This window comes from Rathayibacter sp. AY1A7 (genome assembly GCF_002930845.1).
In the GTDB taxonomy this organism is placed as follows: Bacteria; Actinomycetota; Actinomycetes; order Actinomycetales; family Microbacteriaceae; genus Rathayibacter.
Genome location: NZ_PSTL01000022.1, coordinates 1 through 23223 on the forward strand (window position 1 = coordinate 1; position 23223 = coordinate 23223).

Sequence of the window (23223 nt, forward strand, 5' to 3'; positions counted from 1 at the left end):
GTTCTCGGGGGAGAGGGGGATTCTCGGGGGCGGTGCAGGAGGAGCGCTGCGGGACGCTCCTCCCCCGGTCCGTCGCGCGGGGGCGCTCCGGGCCGGGTGGAGAGGGGATCAGCTCGCGAAGGTCCAGGTGAGCGGGAGCGAGGCGGACAGGCCCTGGTAGGCGTTGGTGGCCGACGAGTCGAGGGTCACGGCGATGGAGAAGGGGGTGGAGGTGCCGGGGGTGACCGGGGCGGTGTTGAGGGTCTTGACGGCCGAGCCGGCGAGGGTCGCGGCGGTGCCGGTGAAGACGGTGGTCCCGCCGGAGGTGATCACGACGTTGAGCTTGCCGCAGAAGTCGGTGGCGGAGCCGGAGGCGCCGGCCGCGACGTTGTTGCTCTGCGAGCAGGTGGCGCCGGGGGTCAGCGTGAAGGTGTTGGCGTTGACGGTGCCGGTGTTCTTCAGCGTGATCGCGGTGGTGACGGTCTGGCCGGGGACCATCGTGGTCGATCCGCCGAACTTGTTGATGGTCGCGCAGGTCGCGGTGTTGGTGCTGATCGAGCCGCCGTCGGTGCTGAGGCAGGTGATGGGGCTGGCACCGGTCGACTTCTCCTCCATGACGAGCGAGCCGGAGGCGGCGGTGTTGCCGGTGTTGGAGATGCTCGCGACGAAGCCGGACAGGGTGCCGGACATCGAGACGGAGAGGAGAGCGGCGGCGGCGATGCTCGTCGCGATGGCGAGGGGAGCGAAGCGGACGCGCTTGGACTTGGCGGTGTGGGTCGACATGGCAGGACTCCTGATCGGGTGGGGCGGGCTGATGCTGAAGGGGGAGGGTCCGGCTGGTGGTCCGCCGAACTCGATTGACCGCTAAGTTACTTGATGACAAAGATACATTGCAATCGTTCTTTCACCCCCTGTCCGGGTGACAGGCCGGGACCCCCGAGGGCGACCCGTACGATGACCCCAGCCCTACCCCGAGAAGGACGAATGACCACCGAGAGACCGACCCCGCCCGACGTCGACCAGGACGCGCCCGCCGTGCAGCTGCGGCAGTCGCTCCGGCTGCTCGAGAACGCGCAGCGGCACCTCCGCGCGAGCATCGCCGCGGGCGTGGGCGTGGGCATCTCGGAGCTCACCGCGCTCGAGGTGCTCGGCGAGTCGCCCGACCTCACGCCGAAGTGGCTGGGTCTCGAGCTCTCCCTCTCGACGGGCGCCGTGACCGCGCTCCTCGACCGGCTGGCGACCGCCGGCCACGTCGACCGGCTCGCCAACCCGCAGGACCGCCGCAGCGTCCTGCTGCGCCTCACCGCCTCCGGGGAGCAGCTGCTCGCGCAGGTGGACGAGCGCTACGACGAGGTCAGCGCGGAGGTGCTGAAGGCCTCCCCCGGGCTGAACGGCATGGCGGACGACCTGGCGCGTGCCGCCGCGGTCATCACCGCGCACACGATCCGCTGATCCGCGCCAGTCGCTAGGAGTCCAGCGCCCGGGTCAGGGTCCAGACGTTGCGCCCCTCGGAGCGCTCGTGCTCGAACGTGGTCGTCAGAGCCTGGATGAGAGCGAGCCCGCGGCCCGACTCCGCGAAGACGTCCGGCATCTCCCGCGGCCCCGTGCCGATGTCCGGCGGATCGGCCGTGTCGACCAGCTCCGCGTGGATCGCGTCTCCCTCGACGCGCACGACGAGGCGGCAGACGATCGTCGTCGTCGACGTCGCGTGCTGGATGACGTTGTCGACCAGCTCGACCAGCGCCGTCTCGACGGCCATGCGGTCGCGGGCCGGCAGGTCCGGCCGCTCGCCCCAGAGCCCGGCGAGCATCTCGTGGACGACCTCGGTGTCGTCCGGGGGCGTGCGGAACCCGACGCTGCGCTCAGTCACGGTACGCGTCGCCGGCGGTGTCGAAGAGGGTGAGCACCCGGTCCAGGTTGGACAGCTGCAGCACCATCACGACCTGCCCGCTGGGAGCCGCGATCCGCAGGTCGCCGCCCGCCTGCCGCGCGGTCTTGAGAGCGCCGACCAGGGCGCCGAGACCGGAGGAGTCCATGAACGTCACCGCGCTGAGCTCGACGACGATGCGGGGGCTGCCCTCGTCGATCGCCCGGCGGACGGCCGAGCGCAGCTCCGGAGCCGAGGCCGCGTTGAGCCGCCCCTCCCCCCGCAGCACGGCGATGTCGGGGGCGATCGTCTCGGTCGTGAACGTCATGCGGGGTCCTTCTCGGCGGAGCGGTCGGCGCCCGTGCGGGTCAGCACGAGGGCGGTGATGTCGTCGGACGCGGAGCCGGAGGCGGCGAGCGCCCTCAGCGCCTGCAGGAACTCGGCGGTGTCGGCGGAGTCGCGGGCGAGGTCGACCGCGCGCGCCAGGGACTGCAGGGTCCCGTCGTAGAGGTCGAGGACGCCGTCGGTGAAGGCCAGGAGCGAGTCGCCGACCGCGAGCTCCACGGTCTGGGTGATCCAGCCGCCGTCCTCCGCGATGCCCAGCGGGAGGCCCAGTGCCGCGAGCCGCTGGAACGAGCCGTCGGCGCGGAGGAGGACGGTGAGCCCGTGGCCCGCGTCGACGAAGTCGATCCGGCCGGACGCGGTGTCGAGGCGCCCGTGGAAGAGGGTCGCGAAGGTCTCGGTGGCCGTGAAGTCGTCGTGCAGCTGCGCGCTCACCGCGCTGACGACCGCGTCGGGGTCGCCGCCCAGGCGCGCCCGGAACGCGGAGCGGATGGACGCGGCCACGATCGCCGCTGCCGTCCCCTTGCCCATCACGTCCACGAGGGTCAGGTCGACCGTCTCGTCGTCGCCGCGCCAGCTGTAGAAGTCGCCGGTGATCGTCCACCGCGGCAGCGAGAGCCCCGAGAGCTCGTAGCCGGCAGGGTGGTGGAGGGAGGAGGGAGCCATCTGCGTCTGCATGTCGGCGGCGCGGTCGCGCTCCGCCGTGTCGCGCAGCTCCCGCTCGACCCACTCGCCGAACTCCTCGAGCAGCTGCCGCTCGTCCGGGGTGAGGCTCCGGGGCACGAAGTCGATGAGGCAGAGGGTGCCCAGCTGAAGGTCGCCCTCGACCGACAGCGGCCGCCCGGCGTAGAAGCGGACGTGCGGGTACCCCGCGACGTGCTCGTGCCCGGCCCACGCCTCGTCGGCACCGAGGTCCGGCACGACGAAGGTGGTGCGCTTCTCGAGCGTCGCGTCGCAGAAGGTGCCGGCGCGCGGGTAGGCGAGCACGGCGTCCGGACGCTGCGGGGACTTCGTGAACAGCGTGGTGTCGTCGAGGAAGTGGATCTCGGCCACGGGCACGCGGAACAGCTCCTCGGCCATCCGTGTGATCCGGTCGAAGCGCTCCTCCGGAGCCGACCCCATCATCTCGAGCGCCTCGAGCGCCACCAGCCGCGGATCCTGCTCGGCCTCGATCATCCGTGCCCCCTTCCCCCTGCGCGCCGCGCCGGGACTCCCCGGAGCGCACACGCACCTCCGACCGTATCGCCCCGCTTGACGGGTGGGGGACCTTCGGCGCCTCTGTACCCCTCACGGGGTACGGCTGTCGCAGATCGCGCGGTCGGGAGCGTCGGCGGTGGCCGATCCCGGCCGTCCTCGCCTCCGCCTCTTGCCGCCGGACGGAGCGGACCCCTACTCTTCACCCGACGCTCCCCCGGCGACCCGCGAGCACCCGAAGCCCGCAGGCTCGTGGGCGTCGCCTCAGGAGCGCCCGTGCCCACTCAGCCGCGTCCCCTCCGCCGATCGCGCGCGGAGACGAACCGACCCTCTCGATCCGACGCGCCCCGGCGCGGGAGCCCGCTCGCTGCGGCGCTCCTGCTCGTGACCGTCCTGATCCTCCCGCTCGCCACCGCGCCGACAGCGTCCGCCGTCGACTCGGCGGGCGACGAGTACGACGCGATGCGCCTCGCCCTCGTCGCCGATCTGACGGGCACGATCCCGGGAAGCGGGAGCGTCGGCGGCCTCGCCGCGGCGAAGGGCCGCCTCGTCGCCGAGGCCGAGGGCTACTGGTCGACGCTCGAGACCGACGGCGGCGAGCCCTGGCCCGACCTGGTCACGGGCACCTCGGCGGTGGAGGTGTGGGCCGCCTACAAGCGGGTCACCGTCCTCGCGACCGCGCTGAAGACCCCCGGGACCGCCCTCACCGGCGACCCGGCGCTCCTCCGCGACGTCGTCACGACCGCCGACTGGCTCTCGGCGAACCGCTACAACCGCTCCACCACCGGCACCTCCCGCTGGTGGGAGCAGCAGATCGGCATCCCGCTCGAGCTGAACAGCATCACCGCCCTCCTCTACCCCGACCTCTCGGCGGCGCAGGTGCAGGCCTACCTGTCGGCCTCGACGCGCTTCGCCGACACCGTCACCCGGACCGGCGCCAACCGCGTCTGGACGGCGGCGGTCATCGCCGGGCGGGCAGTGCTTCTGAAGCAGCCGGCGAAGATCGCGGAGGCGGCCGCCGGCATCGACCCGGCGCTGCGGACGGTGGCGTCCGGCGACGGCTTCCACGCCGACGGCTCCTTCGTGCAGCACAGCGTCTTCGCCTACAGCGGCGGGTACGGGCTCTCGATGCTCGACACCCTCGACGACCTGTACGCGCTGCTCGACGGCTCCCGCTGGGAGATCACGAGCCCGGAGGGGCTCGGCGTGTACGACCGGCTCGCCTCCTCCTTCGCCCCCGTCACCTGGTGCGGCGCCGTGATGTCGACGGTCCGCGGCCGCGAGACCGCGCGGGCGGAGTCGGAGGACGGCGACGTCGGAGTCCAGCTGCAGGCGGCGGTGCTGCGCCTCGCCGACAGCGCCCCGCCCGCGGCCCGGACCCGGACGAACGCGCTGGCGAAGAGCTGGCTGGCCTGCAACGCCGGCAGCCCCGTGAGCATCGAGACGGCCGGATCCGTCAGCGACGTCGTGCGCGCGCGGCTCGTCCTCGCCGACACGGGCCTGACCGCGACCCCGATCGGCTCGGGCGTCCGGGCCTTCGCCGGCATGGACCGCTTCACGCGGACCACGGCGACCTCGGGCTTCGCCGTCGGCCTGTCGAGCACACGGATCGCCCGCTACGAGTCGCTCAACGGCGAGAACCGCAGCGGCTGGTACACCGGCGACGGCGCGACCTCGCTCCACCTGGGCAGCGGGCGCCAGTACGACGACGGCTACTGGGCCACGGCGAACCCGTACCGGATGCCCGGCACCACCGAGGACACGATCGTCCGGAGCGCGGGCGAGGGCGCGTCGTCCCGCCCGACGACGACCTTCACCGGGAGCCTCGAGAGCCTGTCGCGGCGGACGGGGATCGCGGCGCTCGACTTCGACGCGGCGTCGGTGAGCCTGGTCGCGAAGAAGGCCTGGTTCACCTTCGACGACGAGATCCTCGCGCTCGGCTCCGGGATCACGGCGACCGACATGTCCGGGACCGGCTGGGACGGGGTGCGCCGGCGCGCGGAGACGGTGATCGACGACCGCCGCGACGTCGCTCCCGACGCGAGGCTCCGCGTCGACGGCGTCCTCCGCGGTGCGGAGGCGACCGCCACGAGCACCGCCCGCTGGGCCTCGATCACCGGCTCCGCGGAGTCGGTGGGCTACGTCTTCCCGACGCCGATCGCCCTGACCGCGCAGGGGCGGACCCGCACCGGAGCCTGGAGCGCCGTGAGCGCCGCCGGTCCGACGGCGCCGGTGACCGGCCACTACTACTCCCTCACGACGAGCCACGGCACGAACCCGACCGGCGCCTCGTACGCGTACACGGTCCTCCCCGGCGCCTCCGAGGCGGCGACCGCCGCGTACGCGGCGGACCCGGACGTGACCGTGCTCAGCAACACCCCCCAGCTGAGCGCCGCCCGCGACCGCTCGACCGGCACCGTGAGCGCCGTGTCGTGGAAGGCCGGGACCACGAGCCCCGTCCTCGTCGGAGGCACCCGGGTCGCGAGCATCACCGGCGCCGGACTGGTCTCGATCCGGGAGGACGCGGACACGGTGACCGTCTCGACCGTCGACCCGACGCAGGTCTCGACGAGCGCGCTCACCGTGACGCTCGCGCGGCCGACCGCGGGCACGGTGTCCTCGAGCGCCGCCCTGAGCGTGACGAGCAGGACGAGCACCGCGACGACGATCACGTTCCGGCCGAACGGGCTGAAGGGAGCGACGGCGTCCATCGTGCTCGCGAAGAGGGCCGCCACTCCGGTGCCGACGGCCGCGCCCACGCCGACCGCGACGGCAGCGCCGACCTCGACCTCCACGCCGACCGCCACCGCGACTCCGCTCGCCGCCGTCGGGGCCGGCACCCACCAGAACGGCTCGCCGGCCGTCGCCGTCACGGGCACCTGGTCCACCACCTCCTCCTCCGCGGACAGCGGCGGCGGTGTCTCCTTCTCGTCGACAGGGGGCGCCTCCGCCACCCTCCGCTTCACCGGCACCGGAGTCTCGTGGGTGAGCCGCCGGTCCAGCACGTCCGGGATCGACGAGGTCCGCCTCGACGGCGTCCTCGTGGCCTCGGTCGACCGCTACAGCGCCACCACCCGCTCCGCCCAGACCGTCTGGACCAGCGGGACCCTGCCCGCCGGCACCCACACCGTCACGATCACCCGCGGCAGCACACGGAATCCGGCGGCGACCGGGGGCAACCTGATCCACGACGCCTTCGTCGTGAGGGGCTGACGGCCCGGCTATCACCGGCCGCGGTGCCTGGCCAGGCCCTCGCCCGGCGGCGGGCGGGCCCGTAGCGTCGCCCGGACCGATCGACCCGCCGGGGTCACGACGAGAGGACGCGCCATGAGCAGCACGAGCGACATGATCCGGAGCCACCCCGAGGAGCTGCGCGGCGTCGATCCGGAGGTCCTGGCCGAGTGCATCGACGCGTGCGGCGCCTGCGCGCTCACCTGCACCGCCTGCGCCGACGCGTGCCTCGGCGAGGAGTCGGTCGCCGAGCTGGTCCACTGCATCCGCACCGACCTCGCCTGCGCCGACGTGTGCGCCGCGACCGGCGCCGTGCTCTCGCGCCGCGGCGTCGTCGGATCCGCGGCCGTCCGCGCCCTCGTCGAGGCCTGCCTCCTGGCCTGCCGCGCCTGCGCCGACGACTGCGAGCAGCACGCCGGGATGCACGAGCACTGCCGGATCTGCGCCGAGGCCTGCCGCCGCTGCGAGCAGGCGTGCGAGAGGCTGCTCGCGCAGCTCTGAGCGCGGGCTCCACCGCGCGACACCTCCCCCACCGGACTCGACGGGCGGCTGTCAACCGTCCTGCCCTGAGCGTCCGGCGCTCCGCGGAGGTCATCGCCCACATCGAGCTCGAGACGCGCCGCATGCAGCCGGCCCGTCCCTCGTGGAGCGAGGAGATGACGGACATCCCTCCGCTGGACTTCCTCGAGTACACGGACATCGCCGACCTCGAGGACGCCCGGCGCGACCCGACGGACTAGGCCGCCGCCGGCTCCTCGGTGGAGCGGGAGTCGCTGAGGGACAGCGAGCCGATCGTCGCGATCACGCCGACGAGGACCGCCACGACCAGGAAAGCGACCCGCTCACCCGCGAAGAAGCTCCGGACGAGGTCCGCGCTCCACGCGCCCGCCGGGAGGGTGGTCGCCACCAGTGCGGCGATCAGCGTGCCGACGACGGCCGTGCCGATGCTGGTGCCGATCTCCTGGGCCGTGTCGTTGAGCGCCGCACCGATCGAGGTGCGGTTCGCGGGCATCGCCTCGACGAGGGCGACGGCGCAGATGGTCATGATCGTCCGCAGGCCCACCGTCATCACGACCATCATCACGGCGATCGCGGGGTAGCCCCGGTCCACCGCCCAGGACATCCCGAGCAGCGCGCCGACCAGGAGCCCGGTGCCGATCAGGCAGGCCGCGCGGTGCCCCAGCTTCGCGGCGAGGCGCTCGGTGACCGGAGTGGCGGCGAGCATCGTGACGATGACGGGCAGGTTCGCGAGGCCGGCGCGCACCGGGCTCCAGCCGTAGGCGTACTGGAAGTGCAGGATCAGGCCGAACAGGACGCTCGCGAAGGCGACCGAGGCGCCGAGCTGCGTGAGCGCCGCTCCCCGCGCGGGGCCGGCGCGGAAGATCGCGAGGTCGATCATGGGCGAGACGGCGCGGCGCTCGCGGACGGCGAATCCCGCGACGGCGGCGACGGTGCCCGCGGCGCAGGCGATCGTGAGGAGCGACAGCCAGCCGTTCTCGACTCCGCTGGTGAGTGTGTAGCAGCCGAGCCCCACCGCGGCGACGGTGAGGGCGGTCCCCGGCAGGTCGAGCCGACCGGAGGTGAGGTCGGCGCGCTGGTCCGCGGGGACTCCGAGGCGCACGCCGATCCAGACCAGCAGCGCGATCGGGGCGTTGACGACGAGCAGCCACTGCCAGCTGACGGTGCTGAGGATCGAGCCGCCGAGGAGGGGGCCGAGGACCATGCCGGACATCCCGACGATCATCACGATCGTGATCGACCGCATGCGGAGCCTCTCGTCGTCGAAGAGCCGGAACACCAGCGACATCGTGACGGGCGCCATGGCGGCCGCGGCGCAGCCGAGCGCCGCGCGGAGGGCGATCAGCTGGCCGATGTCGGTGACGAGGACGACGGCGAGGCTGATCAGCCCGAACGCGGCGAGGCCGGTGAGGAGCACGCGGCGGCGGCCGAACCGGTCGGCGGCGGACCCGGCTGTCAGCAGCAGCCCGCCGAAGGTCAGGGAGTAGGCACCGGTCACCCACTGCAGTCCGGCGGTCGACCCGTCGAGTGAGCGTCCGATCGTCGGGAGGGCGATCGAGAGCAGCGTGTTGTCGACCATCTCGACGAAGAACGCGAGGCAGAGAGCGGCGAGCGGGAGTGCCGCGGAGCGGAGGGAGGTGTGAGCGCGGGACTCGGCGGAGGTGGTCGTCGGAGCGGACATCGAGGCGCCTTCCTATCGAACGCCGTTCGACTCTCGTACGGCGTTCGATAGTATGGAACGCCGTTCGGTAAGATGCAAGCCATGCCTGCAGATCGCCCGACGGAGACCGCTGCCGCGCCCTCCCCCGCCCGGGGCCGCCGCCGAGCGTCGCACTCGCTCGACACCGTGCTGGCCGAGGCGATCGCGATCCTCGACGAGTCCGGGGAGTCGGCCCTCACGTTCCGCGCGCTCGCGGCCCGACTCGGCGGCGGTGTGGCGAGCATCTACTGGTACGTCGGCAGCCGCGACGAGCTGCTGGAGCGGGCGACCGACGAGGTCATGGGCCGGGTCCTCGCCGACAGCGAGCCGCTCACCCACGGGCCGGACCCGATCGACAACGTCCGCGCCGTCGCACTGGCCCTCTTCGACGAGTGCGTCCGCCGACCCTGGTTCGGCCTCTACATGCTCCGCACGACCGGGGTGCAGCCCAACTCGATGGCGATGTACGAGCGCCTCGGGCAGCAGCTCATGGCTCTCGACCTGACGCCCCGGCAGCGGTTCCACGCCGTGTCGTCCATCGTCAGCTACGTCGTCGGAGTCGCGGCCGACCTGGCGCAGCCGCCGCCCCGCGAGTTCCTCGAGAGCGGGATGGAGAGGGGCGAGTTCCTCGAGCACCTGGCCGACCGCTGGCGCGCCCTCGATCCGGAGGAGTTCCCCTTCGGCCACCACGCGGCCGACGTCATGGCGACGCACGACGACCTCGACGTGTTCCGCTCCGGCCTCGACCTGCTGCTGGCCGGGCTCCGGCTGCAGGCGGGGCGGGGCTGAGGCCGGGTCAGCTCCCCGAGGTCCGCCGGATCGCGACCACGGTCACGTCGTCCGCCAGCAGCCCCTCGGCCGCCAGGCGGGTGACGCCGGCGACCGCGTCGGCGGCGGTCGCGGGGGCGGCTACGGCCGCGTCGGCCACCCGGTCGAGGGCGGCGAGGGAGCCGTCGAAGAGGTCCAGCACGCCGTCGCTGCAGATCAGCAGCAGGTCGCCGGGGTGGAGCCGGAGGCCGGTCGGCTCCCACTCCTGCGTGCCGAGGAGGCCGAGCGGCAGGTGGGCGGAGGGGATGCGCTCGCGCGACCCGTCGGCGCGGCAGACGATCCCGAGTCCGTGCCCGGCGTCGACGAGGGCGATGTCGCCGGTCGAGGCGCTGAGCCGCAGGTGGAGGAGCGTGACGAACGCGTCGTTCGCCGACAGATCCGGCTCGACGACCCGGTCGATGAGCGCCATCGTCGCCGCGGGGCCGAGAGCGGGAGGAGTGACGCGCAGGGCGGCGCGGACCGTGGCGGCGATCATCGCGGCGCCGACCCCCTTGCCCATGACGTCGACGACGGTGACGGCGAGCCCGTCGGGCGTGCAGCGCCAGTCGAAGAAGTCGCCGCTCACCGTCCCGCTGGGCACGCAGGCGCCGGCGACGTCGTAGCCCGGGAGGTCCGGGACCGAGCGGGGCTCGAGCCGCCGCTGCACCCTCTCGCCGTCGGCGAGTTCCTGCCGCGAGCGGGCGGCGCCGGCGGTGAGCATCTGCGCGACCTGCTCGCCGCTGAGCGACGCCATGCTGAACGACACCACGACCAGCAGCACCAGCGTGATCAGCGTGGTGGTCGGGGTCCCGAACCAGGTCGCGAACAGCTCGCTGCGCAGCCCCGCGGCCAGGAACACGGCGAACCGGAGCGCGTAGTAGAGGGAGAGGGCGCCGGAGCTCAGCAGCAGCGGCCAGCGCGTGCGCGAGCGCCCGGCGCCGAGCAGCGCGATCTCGCGGGTCGACAGGCCGATGAGGAGCGCCATCGAGGCGAGGTAGAGCGGCCCTCCCGACCAGTCGTTGACGGCGGGCGAGTCGAGGCTGGACACGCCCGTCACCACCACGGTCGGAGCGACCACCAGCCACCACGGCGTCGGCCGGCCGCGGAGGGAGCGGCTCGCCGCCCAGACCGCGGCGGCGCCGGCCACGATGAGCCCATTGCCGAGCGGATTCGCCCACACCTGGTCGGCCGTGCCGTCGCGGAGGTAGGCGAGCGAGCCGCCCATGAACAGCGCGAGCGCCGTGCACCACCAGAAGCTGAAGGACGAGCGCGTCGACCGGTAGGTGACCAGCGCGAACAGCAGGAAGAGGGTGAGGGCGGTGACCCCGAAGGCGACGCGGAGGGTCGTGGCATCGAGCAAGGCGGGTCCGTGGCCCTTCCAGGAGACCGAGCGGCGGAGCGGCGGACGGGCGCCGCGATCAAGGGGATCCTGGCACGGCGCGCGGGCCGCACGGGGCGCGCCGTGGAGGCCGGCCCCGGGGATCCGCGGCAGTGCGGCCCGTCCGCCCACCCGACGGGGGGAGCGGGAGGGGAGCTCGCCCGTTCGAGGAGAGACCACCGCCCTCGCGCTCGATACAGCATCGCGTGTACCGTCGCTCCCGTGCCCGCCACCGCGACCCTCACCCACTCCGCTGCTCTCGCGCGCCTCGGATCCGCCCTGGCGGACGAGACCCGGTCCCGGATCCTGCTCGCGCTGCGCGAGGCTCCGGCCGTCCCCTCCGACCTCGCGGACGCGCTCGGGGTCTCGCGGCAGGTGATGTCGAATCAGCTCGCGTGCCTCCGCGGATGCGGGCTGGTCGAGGCCGTGAAGGACGGCCGGTACACCCGGTACCGGCTGGCCGAGACCCGGATCGCCGGGGCGCTCGACCACCTGCTCCGCCTGGCCCTGGTCGTCGATCCGGACTGCTGCTCCGGCGACGACTGCCGCTGCGCATGACCGCCCTGCGCACTCCGCTCCTCCCCGCCCGCCGCCGCGTGCTGCAGAGGCGCATCCGCTGGATCGTCGGCGCGACCATCGGCTACAACATGGTGGAGGCGATCGTGGCCCTCGCCGCCGGGACGGTCGCCTCGTCCACCGCGCTCGTGGCCTTCGGCCTCGACTCCGTGGTGGAGGTGCTCTCCGCCGCGGCCGTCGCCTGGCAGTTCTCGGGCCGCGATCCGGAGGCGCGCGAGCGCACCGCGCTGCGGGTGATCGCCGTCTCGTTCCTCGGCCTGGCCGCGTTCGTCGCCGTCGACTCGGTCCGGGCGCTGCTCGGATTCTCGGAGGCCCAGCACTCCCCCGTCGGCATCGTGCTGGCCGCCGTCAGCCTGCTGGTGATGCCCGCGTTCTCCCTGCTCGAGCGCCGGACCGGCCGCGAGCTCGGCTCGGCCTCGGCCGTCGCGGACTCGAAGCAGACGCTCCTCTGCTCGTACCTCTCCGCCGCCGTCCTGGTGGGCCTGCTGCTGAACAGCACGCTCGGATGGACGTGGGCCGACCCCGTCGCCGGCCTCGTGATCGCCGCGGTCGCCGTCCGCGAGGGCCTGGAGGCCTGGCGCGGCGAGTCCTGCACGACGCCGATCTCCGCGCTCACGAGCGAGGACTCCGAGGCCTGTAGCTGCTGCTGACGGGGGCGGGACGGCGCGGCGCACATCGGCGGTGACCGACCTCCGTCAGGACTTCGACGCGAGGCCGGCGGCCGATGGGACCCGCTCCGGAGCTACCGACGGCCGGCCCGCGCCTCGACGACGTGCCGGCACCCGACCCCGCCGCGCTCCAGCTCCTCGCGCTCGCGGCGGAGCCCGACGCGGACCCGCCGCGCCTCTGCCAGCGGCAGCACCGCCTCCGGATCGACGGTCGCCAGCAGGAGCGCCGCCCGCGACCTCGCCGCCACCCGCACGTCCAGACACGGCGTCTCCTCGGCGAGCCCGAGCAGCGCGTCCACCAGCAGCTCCAGCTCGACCGCGGTCGCGTGGAGCACCAGCACCCGCGAGGCCGTGCTCGACGGGCGGCGGACGAGGAGCGTCGCTCCGGTCATCATCGCCGCCCTCCGCTGCTCGGGACCGGTCCGGGACGTCCGCCCCGCCTCGGCCCTCGGCGACCGCCCGCGCGACGTCGGCGTGCACGCATGGGGTTCCTTCTCTCGTCCTGCTGCGGCGCGATCTGCACCGCACCTCCATCCGACGACTCGGGCACCCGGCCGGGGAGAGGGTTGCCACGCGCGCGTCGGCGGGTCAGGAGGCGCCGGGGCCGCCGGGGATGAGAGGGTTGCGCGATGTCCACTGCGAGCGTGCCGTCGCCGCGCGCCGGAGTCCGGACCCGGCGCTTCCGGCGCCTCGCCCGCACGGGCTTCGCCGTCAACGGACTGATCCACCTCCTGATCGGCGGCCTCGCCCTGCGCGTCGCGGTCAGCGACGAGACCTCGCGGGAGGCGGACGCGTCCGGAGCGATCGGGCGCATGGCCGACTCCCCCGTCGGGCTCGTGGTGGTCTGGGCTGCGCTGGTCGGGCTGGTCGCGCTCGGGCTCTGGCAGCTCTCCCTCGGCGGGCGCTCCTCCGCGCCGGGGCTCCCCGCCCGCCTGGGCCGCCGGATCGTCGAGTCGGGCAAAGGCTTCGCCTCGCTCACGCTCGCGGGCACCACGCTCGTCTTCGCGCTCGGCGGCTCGACGAGCTCCTCGGCCACGATCCGCCGCATCAACACCGAGCTGCTGACGAGCACGGTCGGCGTCGTGATCCTCGTGATCGTCGGCGGGATCGTGCTGGGCAGCGGTATCGGCTTCGTCGCGATCGGGATCCGGCGCGGCTTCCGCAAGCTCGTCCGCATCCCCGAGGGCCCGACGGGGACGGCAGTGCTGATCCTCGGCGCGACCGGCTACATCACGAAGGGGCTCGCTCTGGGCCTGGCCGGCGGGATCTTCGTGGTCGCGGCGCTGACCGGCGACGCTCGCCAGGCGACCGGGCTCGACGGGGCCATCCACTTCCTCGACGTCCCTCCGTACGGCACGATCGCCCTGACCCTCGTCAGCGCGGGACTGGTCATGTACGGGCTGTTCCTCGTCGCCCGGGCGAAGCTCGCGAAGCTCTGAGCCGACGCGGCAGTCGTTCACAGTCGCCACCCATATCGCTGAGTATCGTTCGGAGAAACAGGAGGTCATCATGAACGGATCGTCATCGACCGGCGCGTTCGGCACCGGCACGCCCATCGAGAGCATCTGGCGCGCGATGGAGCAGGCCCGCTCCCGCATGGAGAAGCGCGTCGGCTCCCGGGTCGGCCGCGGGGACGTGCGCACCGCGGTGCTCGCGCTCCTCGCCGAGCAGCCCATGCACGGCTACCAGATCATCCGCGAGATCGAGGAGCGCAGCGGAGGCGACTGGAAGCCGAGCCCCGGCTCGGTCTACCCGACCCTCCAGCTCCTCGCGGACGAGGGCCTCATCACGGCCGACGAGCAGAACGGCCGCAAGACCTACACGCTGACCGACGCCGGCCGCGCGACGGTCGCCGAGCACGGCACCTCGACGCCGTGGAACGACTCCGACCACGTCGACTTCGGCGCCCTGCCCAAGGCGGGCCTCGAGCTCGCCCAGGCCGCGGCCCAGGTCGGACGCTCGGGCACCCCCGAGCAGATCCGCAAGGCCGTCGCCGAACTCGAGGACGTGCGCCGCCGCCTGTACGCGATCCTCGCGCAGGACTGACCCGGGTGGCCTCGGTCAGCCCGGGTCCTGCCGCCCCGGGCCACCGAGAGCGGGAGGACCGGCGGCGCTACCGCCGGATCCTCCGCTTCGCCGCGTGGCATCTCGCGGTCACCTGGTTCTTCGACCTGCTCCTGCCGCGGGTGGGGCTCACGCCCGTCGCGGTCCGCACCCGGCCCGGCCGGATGCGCCGCTTCGCCCGCAGCTTCCACGTGCTCGCGGTCGACCTCGGCGGCCTGATGATCAAGGTCGGCCAGTTCATGTCGTCGCGCCTGGACGTGCTGCCGCCCGAGATCACGCGCGAGCTGGAGGGGCTGCAGGACGAGGTCCCGCCCGTCCCGTTCCCGCGGATCCGGGCGCTGGCCGAGTCCGAGCTCGGGCTGCCGCTCGAGCGTGCCTACGCCGGAGTGGACGAGTCGCCCGTCGCCGCCGCCTCCCTCGGGCAGGCTCACCGCGCCCGGCTCTCCCCCGTCGACGCCGGGGACACCGGCTACTCCGCCGCCATCATGAAGGTGCAGCGGCCGGGGATCGACCAGATCGTCGAGGTCGACCTCGCGGCTCTGCGCCGCGTCGGCGGCTGGCTCAGCCACGTGCGCCTCGTCTCGGACCGCGTCGACGCCCCGGCCCTCGTCGAGGAGTTCGCGGTCACCAGCCTCGAGGAGATCGACTACCTGCAGGAGGCGGCCAACTCCGTCCGCTTCGCCGCCGACTTCGCGGGCGACGCCCGGGTGGCCGTCCCGGACGTGGTCTGGGAGCGCTCGACCCGCAAGGTCCTCACGCTCGAGGACGTCACCGCGATCAAGATCACCGACCACGCCGCGCTGCTGGCCGCCGGGATCGACCCGCGGGAGGTCGCTCCGGTCTTCGCGGCCGTGATGTTCGACCAGCTCTTCACCAACGGCTACTTCCACGCGGATCCTCACCCCGGCAACGTCTTCGTCACGCCGACCCCCGGGGGCGAGCTGCCCTGGCGCCTCACCTTCATCGACTTCGGGATGATGGGCGAGGTGCCGCCGAGCACCCGCGCGGGCCTGCGCCGGATGCTGATCGCCGCCGCCTCCCGCGACGGCAAGGGGCTCGTCGACGCGGCCCGAGCGGTCGGCGTCCTCCTCCCCTCGGCCGACTCCCGCGAGCTGGAGCGGGCGCTCACGCAGCTCTTCGCCCGCTTCGGCGGCATGGGCTTCGCCGAGCTGCGGGAGGTGGATCCGCGCGAGTTCCGCGACTTCGCCGTGCAGTTCGGCGACGTCGTGCGCGCGCTGCCGTTCCAGCTCCCCGAGAACTTCCTGCTCGTCATCCGCGCGATGTCGCTGACCTCGGGCGTCTGCAGCGCGCTCGACCCGGCCTTCAACCTGTGGGACTCGGTCGAGCCCTACGCGCAGCAGCTGATCCGCGAGGAGCGCGGCTCCGTCGTGCAGGACGTCGGCAAGCAGGCCGTCGACACGCTCGGCCTGATCTGGCGCCTGCCGCGCCGGCTCGACGAGCTCGTCACGACCCTCGACGACGGCGAGCTCGCGGTCACCGTCCCCGCGATCGAGCGCCGGCTGAACCGGCTCGAGGGCACCGTCCGCCGCGTGATCTCGGCCGTGCTGTTCGCGGGCCTGCTGATCGCGGGCGCCGTCGTGCGCCCGGACGACAGCGGCTTCGGGACCCTGCTGATGATCGCGTCGGCGCTGCCGCTGCTGCACGCCCTGCTGGCCCGCGGCCCGCGCGGCTGAGAGCCGCCGTCGGGCCGCGGCCGCCGCGTCGCATCCGTCACCTCCTCCGCCCACCTCACCGGCGGCGCGGTCGACATCGGCTACACGGCCGCGGACAGCTGGCTCGCGCAGCACGGCACCGACTACGGGCTCTGCCAGATCTACGCGAACGAGATCTGGCACTTCGAGCTCGCCACCGAGCCGGGCGGCGACTGCCCGGAGCAGCTGCCCGACGCGAGCGCGACCTGGGCGGCTCTCCCGCGCTCCCGGGGATCCGATGCGTCGCGAAGGGTCGTCATCGGAGGCGAACGGGAGCCGTTCGCGACGCATCGATCGCGCAGGCGGCCGGGCGGCGGGGCTCGGCGGCCGGGCTCAGCGGCTGGTGAGCAGCTCGACGAACTCGTCCGCCATCGCGAGCTGGGCGCTCAGCGCCTCGCGGCGCTCGCGGGCCTGCGCGACGAAGGCGTCGAGCTGCGCGCGGACCTCGGCCGGCGCGTCGTCGCCCTCGGCCTCGAGGGTGTCGATCACGCGGAGCAGCGCGGCCATCTCCTCCAGCGAGAAGCCGAGCGGCTTCATGCGGCGGATGAGGATCAGGCGGTCGTAGTCGGTGGACGTGTAGAGGCGGAAGCCGCCCTCGGTGCGGCCGGACGCCTTCACGAGGCCGATCTCGTCGTAGTGGCGCAGGGTCCGGAGCGAGAGGCCGGTCCGCTCGGCGAGCTCGCCGATGTGCATGGTGCCGATCCTGCTCACCCCTTCAGATCTACCCTTACGTGAGGGTAGGGTTGCACGTGCTGCTGACACGCCTCTGCAAGCTTGGCATCCCCGCCCGCTTCCGCCGACCCGATGCCGCAGCCCTCCGCGCTCCTCGTCGAGCACCCCTCCCACTCCCTGGAGCCGCCGCGATGGCCCTCGCCTCGAAGACCCCTGCCCGCCCGCACGCCGAGCCCACCGTGATGACGGCGCTGCGCACCCCCCGCATCCTGACCCGCGAGGTCCTCGCCGGCCTCGTCGTCGCACTCGCGCTCATCCCCGAGGCGATCTCGTTCTCGATCATCGCGGGCGTGGATCCGCGGGTCGGCCTCTTCTCGTCGTTCGTGATGGCCGTGTCGATCGCGTTCCTCGGCGGACGCCCCGCGATGATCACCGCCGCCACGGGCGCCGTCGCCCTCGTGATCGCCCCCGTCGCCCGCGACTACGGGATGGACTACTTCATCGCGACGGTGATCCTCGCGGGCGTGCTCCAGATCGTGCTCGGGCTGCTCGGAGTGGCGAAGCTCATGCGCTTCATCCCCCGCAGCGTGATGGTCGGATTCGTGAACGCGCTGGCGATCCTGATCTTCTCGGCGCAGATCCCCAACCTGATCGGCGTGCCCTGGCTGGTCTACCCGCTGGTCGCCGTCGGGATCGTGATCATGGTCGTGGTGCCGCGCCTGACGAAGGCCGTTCCGGCGCCTCTCGTCGCCATCGTTCTCATCACCGCGGCGGTCGTCATCACGGCGGTCGCCGTGCCGACCGTGGGCGATCAGGGCGAGCTGCCCCGCAGCCTCCCCGAGCTGTTCCTGCCGAACGTACCGCTGACCTGGGAGACCTTCACGACCATCGCGCCGTACGCCGTCGCGATGGCGCTCGTCGGACTCCTCGAGTCGCTGATGACCGCGAAGCTCGTCGACGACATCACCGACACCCCCTCCCGCAAGACCCGCGAGTCGCTCGGGCAGGGCGCCGCGAACGTGCTCTCCGGCCTGTTCGGCGGCATGGGCGGCTGCGCGATGATCGGCCAGACGATGATCAACGTGAAGGCGTCCGGCGCCCGCACCCGCATCTCGACCTTCCTCGCCGGCGTGTTCCTCCTGATCCTCGTCGTCGCGCTCGGCGACCTCGTCGCGATCATCCCGATGGCGGCTCTCGTCGCGGTGATGGTGATGGTCTCGGTGGCGACGTTCGACTGGCACAGCATCCGCCCGTCGACCCTGAAGCGGATGCCCATCGGCGAGACGGTCGTCATGATCGCCACGGTCGTCGTGGTCGTCCTCACCCACAACCTGGCGATCGGAGTCGTCATCGGCGTCCTGGCTGCCATGGTCGTCTTCGCCCGCCGGGTCGCCCACTTCGCCACCGTCGAGCGCACCCTCTCGTCCGACGGATCGACGGCCCACTACACGGTCACCGGCGAGCTGTTCTTCGCCTCCAGCAACGACCTCACCACGCAGTTCTCCTACGCGGAGGACCCTGCGCACGTCGTGATCGACCTCTCCGGCTCCCACATCTGGGACGCCTCGACCGTCGCCGCGCTGGACGCCGTCACGACCAAGTACGAGCGCCACGGCACCCGCGCCGTGATCGCGGGCATGAACGACGCCTCCACCCGGATGCACGGCCGCCTCGCCGGGAATCTCGGCGCGGGGCACTGAGCGTCGGGCTGCGGGACCGCACGCGCAGCCCCTCAGAGCGGCGCGAGCACCAGCGACCAGAGCCAGCGCCCGCCGACGACCCGGTGCACGACCACGAACAGGGCGGTGATCGCGAGTCCGACCGGCAGCAGCACGGCGCCGGCCGCGAGGCGGTCGGCGGGCACGGCGAGCAGCAGGCCGAGCGGCACCGACGCGCAGGCTGCGACCAGCGCCGCGACGAGAGCGGCGCGGCGGTCCCGGGTCGGCTGCGGCACGACGCCGATCCGGCGCCGGACCAGCCAGTGGGCGAGGGCCCACGCGGCCGTGGTCCCGAGGGCGGTGCCGCCCGCGATCGCCGGCACGACGAGTTCGGCCGGCAGGAGGAGCCCGCCGACGAGCGCCCCCACCGCGACGCCGACGGCCGAGACGACCTGGGTCGCCAGCGAGTCGCGGGCCCGACCCAGCGCGAACATCGCCCGGTTGAGGACGTAGGTCTGGCTGAAGCCGACCAGGCTCAGGGCGAGCAGCTGCAGGACTCCGCCGATCACCGGTGTGCCGAAGACGAGCTGCGTGAGCAGTGGCGCCGCCGCGACGAACAGGAGCGTCGCGAGCAGAGTGACGGCGAGCACCGCGTCCTCGGTCCGTCGGAGGTTCACCGCCGCGGCCGCCCGATCGCCGCGGTGCAGGTCCCGGCTGAGCGGCGTGAACATCGCCGTGGCGACGGAGACGACCAGGATGCCGTGCGGCAGCAGGAGCAGCAGCTGCGCGCTCGAGAAGGAGTTGAGGCTCGGCCCGTCGACGCCGGCGCGGTTCATGGCCTGGCCGGCCGCCGTCGCCGCGTTCGAGACGACGATGTACGACACCTCTGCGACGAGGGCGCCGAGGAACACCCAGACCGCGTCCCGCGACACTCCGCCGAGCCCGGCGACGCCGAAGCGCGGCCGCAGGCGGACGCCGACGGACCGCGAGAACGCCACCGCGATCACCCCCTGCACCACGATCGCCGCGGTGGCAGTGCCGCACAGGAGCGCCACCATCTCCGGCGTCCACTCGTCGGCGGGCGTCGACGCCGCCTCGGGGTGGATCAGGAGGAACACCGCGATCCCGAGCACCGAGATCACGTTCGCGCAGGCGGGCGCCCACGCGCCCGGCCCGTACTTCTCGGCGGAGTTGAGCAGCTGAGAGAAGACGGCGAAGACGATGTAGAAGAAGATCTGCGGCAGGCACCAGTAGGCCATCTGGGTGGCGAGCAGAGCCCAGTCGGCCGACCAGCCCCCGGCGTAGAGCCCGACGATCAGCGGTGCCGCGAGCGTGCAGGCGGCCGTGAGGAGCGCCGCTCCGCCGAGGCACACGGTGAGCAGCCGCTCGAGGGTCCGCACGCCCTCCGGTCCGTCGGCCCGCGCCCGGACCATCTGCGGCACGAGCACCGCACCGAGCACCCCGCCCGCGATGAGCCCGTACAGGTAGGTGGGCGCGGAGTTCGCGACCTCGAACACCTGCCCGCCGACCGACGCGCTCGTGCCGCCGACCGCCACGATCAGGAGCGCCAGCCGGACGAACCCGAGGATCCGCGAGACGAACGACGCGACCACCATCCCCCCGGTCGCGCTGCGCATCCGGGCAGCATAGGCGGTGCGACCCGGGTCGCCACCGACCGCGGCGCCCGCCGGGGTCGATGCGTCACGAACGGTCGTCACGGGCGCGGGAGAGGGGCCGTTCGTGACGCATCGATCCCGAGGGGGCGGGGGTGGGAGGGCGAGCGGGCGGCGCTAGACGCGCACGGGCGCGACGGAGGCGCGGCGGATCAGCCGCGTCTCCAGCTCCATGCGGGTGGCCGAGGCTCCCGAGGCGAGCGGGGTCGCGGACCGGTGCGCCTGGTGCAGCATCCGGAAGGCGATGGCGCCCATCTCGCCGATGGGCTGCTGGATCGTGGTCATCGGCGGGGTCGCCCAGGCCGACTCCTCGACGTCGTCGAAGCCGATGACGCTGAGGTCGCGGGGGATGCGGAGGCCGGCGTCGTCGGCGGCCTCGTAGACGCCGAGCGCCATCACGTCGGAGCAGGCGAAGAAGGCGGTCGGCGCGTCGGGCTCGGCGAGCATCAACCCGGCGGCCTCGCGGGCCAGCTCGCGGTCCCAGTCGCAGTAGGCGACGCGCGGATCCTCGACCCCGGCGGCGCGGAGCGCGGTGGTGAAGCCGTCGATCCGGGCGCTGCTGTAGAGCTGGGTGCGGGTGCCGCCGAGGACGCCGAAGCGGGTGTGGCCGGCGTCGAGCAGGTGCTCGGCGGCCATGCGGCCCCCGTCCCAGTTGGTCGCGCCGACGCTCGCGACGTCGGCCGGCGGCCGCGTGCTGGGGTCGACGACGACGACGGGCAGCTCGGCGGTGGTCAGCAGGTGCAGCTGCGCGGCCGAGACGTTGACCAGCACCACGATGGCGCCGAGCGAGGGGCGGCGGAGGAGGCGGCTGATCCAGGCGCCGTCGTCGCGGGCGCGGGTGAGCACCAGGTCGACCCCGGCGGCGGAGGCCTCGGCCTCGATCCCCTCGAGGACCGGTCCGATCCAGGTGCCGCCGATGTGGCCGACGACGACGTCGACGATCTGGGCGGAGTGCGGATCCTCGACCGGCGGGCGCAGGCGCGGGCGGCGGCGGTAGCCGAGCGCGTGCGCCGCCTCCATCACGCGCAGGCGGGTCGCCTCCGAGACGTCGGTGCCGCCGTTGAGCACCTTCGAGACGGTGGGGACGCTCGTCCCGGCGCGCTCGGCGATGAGCGCCATGGTCGGGCGGGTGGTCGCTCCGGAGACGTCGTCGTGGTCGGGCATGTGCTCACCGTAGCGGATACCGACTTTCGCAACTAGCCCTGCGCCAGGACGGCTTGCTCCGCCGGGAACCGCGGTGCATGATGGTCGGACGCCGGGGCTCCCGCACAGAAGTTGCGCAAGTCCTGTTCGATGACGAACCGCGGAGCGATCCGCCCGCACGTGAGGACGACGATGACCGACCACTCCCCGACCACTCCCGGCAAGACGGCCCTCGTCGTCCGAGGGGGCTGGGACGGCCACCAACCGGTCGAGGCGACCGAGCTGTTCCTGCCGTTCCTCCGCGACAACGGCTACGACGTGCGCGTCGAGGAGTCGACCGCCGTGTACGCCGACGAGGCCTACATGCGGACGGTCGACCTGATCGTGCAGTCGAACACGATGACCTCCATCCAGTGGGAGGAGTTCCTGGGCCTCCGCGCGGCGGTCGAGCGCGGCACGGGCCTCGCCGGCTGGCACGGCGGGATCGCCGACTCCTACCGCGACAACTCCGACTACCTGCAGCTGATCGGCGGCCAGTTCGCCTCGCACCCCGGCAAGCACCCGGACGAGCGCACCGGCGAGCAGTCGGACAACTACATGCCGCACACGATCGAGATGACGGCCCTCGCCGCCGACCACCCGATCACGCAGGGCATCACCGACTTCGAGCTGGTCACGGAGCAGTACTGGGTGCTGCACGACGACTACAACGACGTGCTCGCCACGACCACGCAGGCCGTCCGCCCGTGGGACCCGTGGAAGCGCCCCATCACCTCCCCCGCGATCTGGACCCGCCTCTGGGGCGAGGGCCGCATCTTCGTCTCGACGCCGGGCCACCGCGTCGAGATCCTCCAGGACGACAACGTCCGCACGATCATCGAGAGGGGAATGCTGTGGGCGTCCCGCTGAGAGTCGGCATCATCGGCGTCGGGAAGATCAGCGAGCAGTACCTCGCGAACCTCCCGACCTTCCCCGGCCTCCGCCTCGTCGCGGTCGCCGACCTGAACCAGGAGCGGGCGCAGCAGGTCGCCGACGAGCAGGGCGTCCGCGCCCTCACCGTCGACGCGCTGATCGACGACCCGGAGATCGACGCGGTGCTGAACCTCACGATCCCGGCGGCGCACGTCGAGATCGGCACCCGCGCCCTGAAGGCGGGCAAGCACGTCTTCGCCGAGAAGCCGCTCGGGCTGAACCCGGCCGAGGCCGCGCCGATGCTCGACCTCGCGGACGAGCTGGGCCTGCGCTTCGCGAGCGCCCCGGACACGGTGCTCGGGACCGGCGTGCAGACCGCGCGCCTCACCCTCGACTCCGGCGCGATCGGCACCCCGATCGCCGCGCAGGTGCACTGGGCCGCTCCCGGCCACGAGCGCTGGCACCCGGCGCCCGAGTTCTACTACCAGCCCGGCGGCGGCCCGCTGCTGGACATGGGCCCGTACTACCTGACGGCGCTCGTGCACTTCTTCGGGCCGGTCGTCCGCGTCACGGGCCTGGCCACCCGCTCCGACCGCCCGCGCACGATCGAGACCGGGCCGAAGGCGGGCACGCCGATCGAGGTGACGATCGACACGCACATCACCGCGCTGCTCGAGCACGCGAGCGGAGTCGCCACGACCGTCACCGTGAGCTTCGAGGTCTGGCGCAGCCGGGCCCCGAAGTTCGAGGTCTACGGCACCGAGGGCACCATCTCGGTCCCGGATCCGAACATGTTCTCGGACCCGGTCGAGGTCGCTGTCCGCGACGAGGACTGGCGGGTCGTCCCCGACTCCGCCGGCGTGATCGACACCGGTCGCGGAGTGGGACTGGCCGACCTCGCGGAGGCGATCGCGGAGGACCGCCCGCACCGCGCCTCCGGCCGCGTGGCCCTGCACGTGCTCGAGATCATGGACGCCGTGCTCCGCTCGAACGAGGAGAAGGCGGTCGTGACGATCGCGAGCACCGCCGAGAAGCCCGACGTGATGCCGCTGCGCACGGCGGGCTCGATCGGCGCCTGACAGCGCCGGGGGGCGACGACGGGAGGCGGGGGATCGCCGCCAGCGCGTCG

The 23223-nt window shown here is 73.2% G+C and carries 22 protein-coding genes; 12 read left to right on the top strand and 10 right to left on the bottom strand.

From position 1 onward, the window contains the following. Nucleotides 1-108: 108 nt before the first annotated feature. Nucleotides 109-762, bottom strand: a complete 654-nt coding sequence (locus C5B95_RS14365) for a hypothetical protein (protein ID WP_104224276.1) — start codon at nt 760-762, stop codon at nt 109-111. Between the two features lie 201 nt (nt 763-963). Between C5B95_RS14365 and C5B95_RS14370 the strand changes: the two genes are divergently transcribed. Then, complete coding sequence (locus C5B95_RS14370; RefSeq protein WP_181068096.1) at nt 964-1431, top strand: MarR family transcriptional regulator; 468 nt, start codon at nt 964-966, stop codon at nt 1429-1431. A 13-nt stretch (nt 1432-1444) separates the two neighbouring features. Here C5B95_RS14370 and C5B95_RS14375 read toward each other — a convergent pair whose 3' ends face one another. The 3 genes from C5B95_RS14375 to C5B95_RS14385 are packed head-to-tail and all read right to left on the bottom strand — an operon-like array spanning nt 1445 to nt 3364. Beyond that, complete coding sequence (locus C5B95_RS14375; protein WP_104227126.1) at nt 1445-1849, bottom strand: ATP-binding protein; 405 nt, start codon at nt 1847-1849, stop codon at nt 1445-1447. Further along, nucleotides 1842-2174 carry an STAS domain-containing protein gene (locus tag C5B95_RS14380; protein WP_104267899.1) on the bottom strand — a complete coding sequence of 111 codons (333 nt, stop codon included), beginning with the start codon at nt 2172-2174 and terminating at the stop codon, nt 1842-1844. Before C5B95_RS14380 ends, C5B95_RS14375 begins: the two co-directional genes overlap by 8 nt. After that, entirely contained in the window at nt 2171-3364 is a 1194-nt protein-coding gene (locus tag C5B95_RS14385) for a PP2C family protein-serine/threonine phosphatase (RefSeq protein WP_104224280.1), read from the bottom strand. The genes C5B95_RS14380 and C5B95_RS14385 overlap by 4 nt, the downstream gene beginning before the upstream one ends. Nucleotides 3365-3766: 402 nt before the next feature. Here C5B95_RS14385 and C5B95_RS14390 point away from each other — a divergent pair, with 402 nt between their 5' ends. Further along, a complete protein-coding gene (locus C5B95_RS14390) occupies nt 3767-6595 on the top strand; it encodes a polysaccharide lyase 8 family protein (protein WP_146076622.1) in 2829 nt (942 codons plus the stop codon). Nucleotides 6596-6709: 114 nt separating this feature from the next. Continuing rightward, nucleotides 6710-7114, top strand: a complete 405-nt coding sequence (locus C5B95_RS14395) for a four-helix bundle copper-binding protein (RefSeq protein ID WP_104255963.1) — start codon at nt 6710-6712, stop codon at nt 7112-7114. 235 nt (nt 7115-7349) lie between these two features. Here the strand turns inward: C5B95_RS14395 and C5B95_RS14400 are convergent, their stop codons facing one another. After that, the gene (locus C5B95_RS14400) at nt 7350-8813 is read right to left on the bottom strand and encodes an MFS transporter (RefSeq protein WP_104349485.1); all 1464 of its coding nucleotides are present in this window, start codon (nt 8811-8813) and stop codon (nt 7350-7352) included. Between the two features lie 81 nt (nt 8814-8894). Here C5B95_RS14400 and C5B95_RS14405 point away from each other — a divergent pair, with 81 nt between their 5' ends. Beyond that, on the top strand, nt 8895-9620 hold the full coding sequence (locus C5B95_RS14405; protein WP_219812210.1) for a TetR/AcrR family transcriptional regulator: 726 nt from the start codon (nt 8895-8897) through the stop codon (nt 9618-9620). A gap of 7 nt (nt 9621-9627) precedes the next feature. On the opposite strand, the gene C5B95_RS14410 is transcribed toward C5B95_RS14405, so the two are convergent. After that, nucleotides 9628-10998 (bottom strand): PP2C family protein-serine/threonine phosphatase, encoded by a 1371-nt coding sequence (locus C5B95_RS14410; RefSeq protein ID WP_104349486.1) that lies wholly within the window; start codon nt 10996-10998, stop codon nt 9628-9630. Nucleotides 10999-11238: 240 nt separating this feature from the next. Here C5B95_RS14410 and C5B95_RS14415 point away from each other — a divergent pair, with 240 nt between their 5' ends. Beyond that, nucleotides 11239-11574, top strand: coding sequence for a helix-turn-helix transcriptional regulator (locus C5B95_RS14415; RefSeq protein WP_104349487.1), 336 nt, complete (start codon nt 11239-11241; stop codon nt 11572-11574). Further along, nucleotides 11571-12242, top strand: coding sequence for a cation diffusion facilitator family transporter (locus C5B95_RS14420; RefSeq protein ID WP_104349488.1), 672 nt, complete (start codon nt 11571-11573; stop codon nt 12240-12242). The genes C5B95_RS14415 and C5B95_RS14420 overlap by 4 nt, the downstream gene beginning before the upstream one ends. Nucleotides 12243-12334: 92 nt before the next feature. Here the strand turns inward: C5B95_RS14420 and C5B95_RS14425 are convergent, their stop codons facing one another. Then, nucleotides 12335-12655, bottom strand: coding sequence for a hypothetical protein (locus C5B95_RS14425; protein ID WP_104349489.1), 321 nt, complete (start codon nt 12653-12655; stop codon nt 12335-12337). A 234-nt stretch (nt 12656-12889) separates the two neighbouring features. Between C5B95_RS14425 and C5B95_RS14430 the strand changes: the two genes are divergently transcribed. From C5B95_RS14430 to C5B95_RS14440, 3 genes are all read left to right on the top strand, one after another. After that, on the top strand, nt 12890-13699 hold the full coding sequence (locus C5B95_RS14430) for a DUF1206 domain-containing protein (protein ID WP_104224291.1): 810 nt from the start codon (nt 12890-12892) through the stop codon (nt 13697-13699). Between the two features lie 70 nt (nt 13700-13769). After that, on the top strand, nt 13770-14306 hold the full coding sequence (locus tag C5B95_RS14435) for a PadR family transcriptional regulator (RefSeq protein WP_104224292.1): 537 nt from the start codon (nt 13770-13772) through the stop codon (nt 14304-14306). A gap of 5 nt (nt 14307-14311) precedes the next feature. Then, entirely contained in the window at nt 14312-16018 is a 1707-nt protein-coding gene (locus C5B95_RS14440; protein WP_104349490.1) for an AarF/ABC1/UbiB kinase family protein, read from the top strand. Nucleotides 16019-16369: 351 nt separating this feature from the next. Here C5B95_RS14440 and C5B95_RS14445 read toward each other — a convergent pair whose 3' ends face one another. Further along, nucleotides 16370-16729, bottom strand: a complete 360-nt coding sequence (locus C5B95_RS14445; protein WP_104227142.1) for a MerR family DNA-binding transcriptional regulator — start codon at nt 16727-16729, stop codon at nt 16370-16372. 170 nt (nt 16730-16899) lie between these two features. On the opposite strand from C5B95_RS14445, the gene C5B95_RS14450 reads away from it, so the two are divergent. Further along, entirely contained in the window at nt 16900-18408 is a 1509-nt protein-coding gene (locus C5B95_RS14450) for a SulP family inorganic anion transporter (RefSeq protein WP_104349491.1), read from the top strand. A 32-nt stretch (nt 18409-18440) separates the two neighbouring features. Here C5B95_RS14450 and murJ read toward each other — a convergent pair whose 3' ends face one another. Both murJ and C5B95_RS14460 read right to left on the bottom strand, forming a co-directional pair. Then, entirely contained in the window at nt 18441-20003 is a 1563-nt protein-coding gene (gene murJ, locus C5B95_RS14455) for a murein biosynthesis integral membrane protein MurJ (protein ID WP_104234036.1), read from the bottom strand. Nucleotides 20004-20156: 153 nt separating this feature from the next. Then, nucleotides 20157-21203, bottom strand: coding sequence for a LacI family DNA-binding transcriptional regulator (locus C5B95_RS14460; RefSeq protein WP_104224297.1), 1047 nt, complete (start codon nt 21201-21203; stop codon nt 20157-20159). 171 nt (nt 21204-21374) lie between these two features. On the opposite strand from C5B95_RS14460, the gene C5B95_RS14465 reads away from it, so the two are divergent. Continuing rightward, complete coding sequence (locus tag C5B95_RS14465; RefSeq protein WP_104227162.1) at nt 21375-22091, top strand: ThuA domain-containing protein; 717 nt, start codon at nt 21375-21377, stop codon at nt 22089-22091. Continuing rightward, nucleotides 22076-23173: a Gfo/Idh/MocA family protein gene (locus C5B95_RS14470; protein ID WP_104255953.1), complete on the top strand. Its 1098-nt coding sequence runs from the start codon at nt 22076-22078 to the stop codon at nt 23171-23173. Before C5B95_RS14465 ends, C5B95_RS14470 begins: the two co-directional genes overlap by 16 nt. Nucleotides 23174-23223 lie beyond the last annotated feature (50 nt).

Bases quoted from the DNA above. Each gene is read 5' to 3' on its own strand.
- C5B95_RS14445 (WP_104227142.1), bottom strand. From the start codon at position 16,729: ATGCACATCGGCGAGCTCGCCGAGCGGACCGGCCTCTCGCTCCGGACC.
- C5B95_RS14430 (WP_104224291.1), top strand. From the start codon at position 12,890: ATGTCCACTGCGAGCGTGCCGTCGCCGCGCGCCGGAGTCCGGACCCGG.
- C5B95_RS14435 (WP_104224292.1), top strand. From the start codon at position 13,770: ATGAACGGATCGTCATCGACCGGCGCGTTCGGCACCGGCACGCCCATC.
- C5B95_RS14465 (WP_104227162.1), top strand. From the start codon at position 21,375: ATGACCGACCACTCCCCGACCACTCCCGGCAAGACGGCCCTCGTCGTC.
- C5B95_RS14365 (WP_104224276.1), bottom strand. From the start codon at position 762: ATGTCGACCCACACCGCCAAGTCCAAGCGCGTCCGCTTCGCTCCCCTC.
- C5B95_RS14370 (WP_181068096.1), top strand. From the start codon at position 964: ATGACCACCGAGAGACCGACCCCGCCCGACGTCGACCAGGACGCGCCC.
- C5B95_RS14395 (WP_104255963.1), top strand. From the start codon at position 6,710: ATGAGCAGCACGAGCGACATGATCCGGAGCCACCCCGAGGAGCTGCGC.
- C5B95_RS14450 (WP_104349491.1), top strand. From the start codon at position 16,900: ATGGCCCTCGCCTCGAAGACCCCTGCCCGCCCGCACGCCGAGCCCACC.
- C5B95_RS14405 (WP_219812210.1), top strand. From the start codon at position 8,895: ATGCCTGCAGATCGCCCGACGGAGACCGCTGCCGCGCCCTCCCCCGCC.
- C5B95_RS14460 (WP_104224297.1), bottom strand. From the start codon at position 21,203: ATGCCCGACCACGACGACGTCTCCGGAGCGACCACCCGCCCGACCATG.
- murJ (WP_104234036.1), bottom strand. From the start codon at position 20,003: ATGCGCAGCGCGACCGGGGGGATGGTGGTCGCGTCGTTCGTCTCGCGG.
- C5B95_RS14400 (WP_104349485.1), bottom strand. From the start codon at position 8,813: ATGTCCGCTCCGACGACCACCTCCGCCGAGTCCCGCGCTCACACCTCC.
- C5B95_RS14385 (WP_104224280.1), bottom strand. From the start codon at position 3,364: ATGATCGAGGCCGAGCAGGATCCGCGGCTGGTGGCGCTCGAGGCGCTC.
- C5B95_RS14420 (WP_104349488.1), top strand. From the start codon at position 11,571: ATGACCGCCCTGCGCACTCCGCTCCTCCCCGCCCGCCGCCGCGTGCTG.
- C5B95_RS14425 (WP_104349489.1), bottom strand. From the start codon at position 12,655: ATGATGACCGGAGCGACGCTCCTCGTCCGCCGCCCGTCGAGCACGGCC.
- C5B95_RS14380 (WP_104267899.1), bottom strand. From the start codon at position 2,174: ATGACGTTCACGACCGAGACGATCGCCCCCGACATCGCCGTGCTGCGG.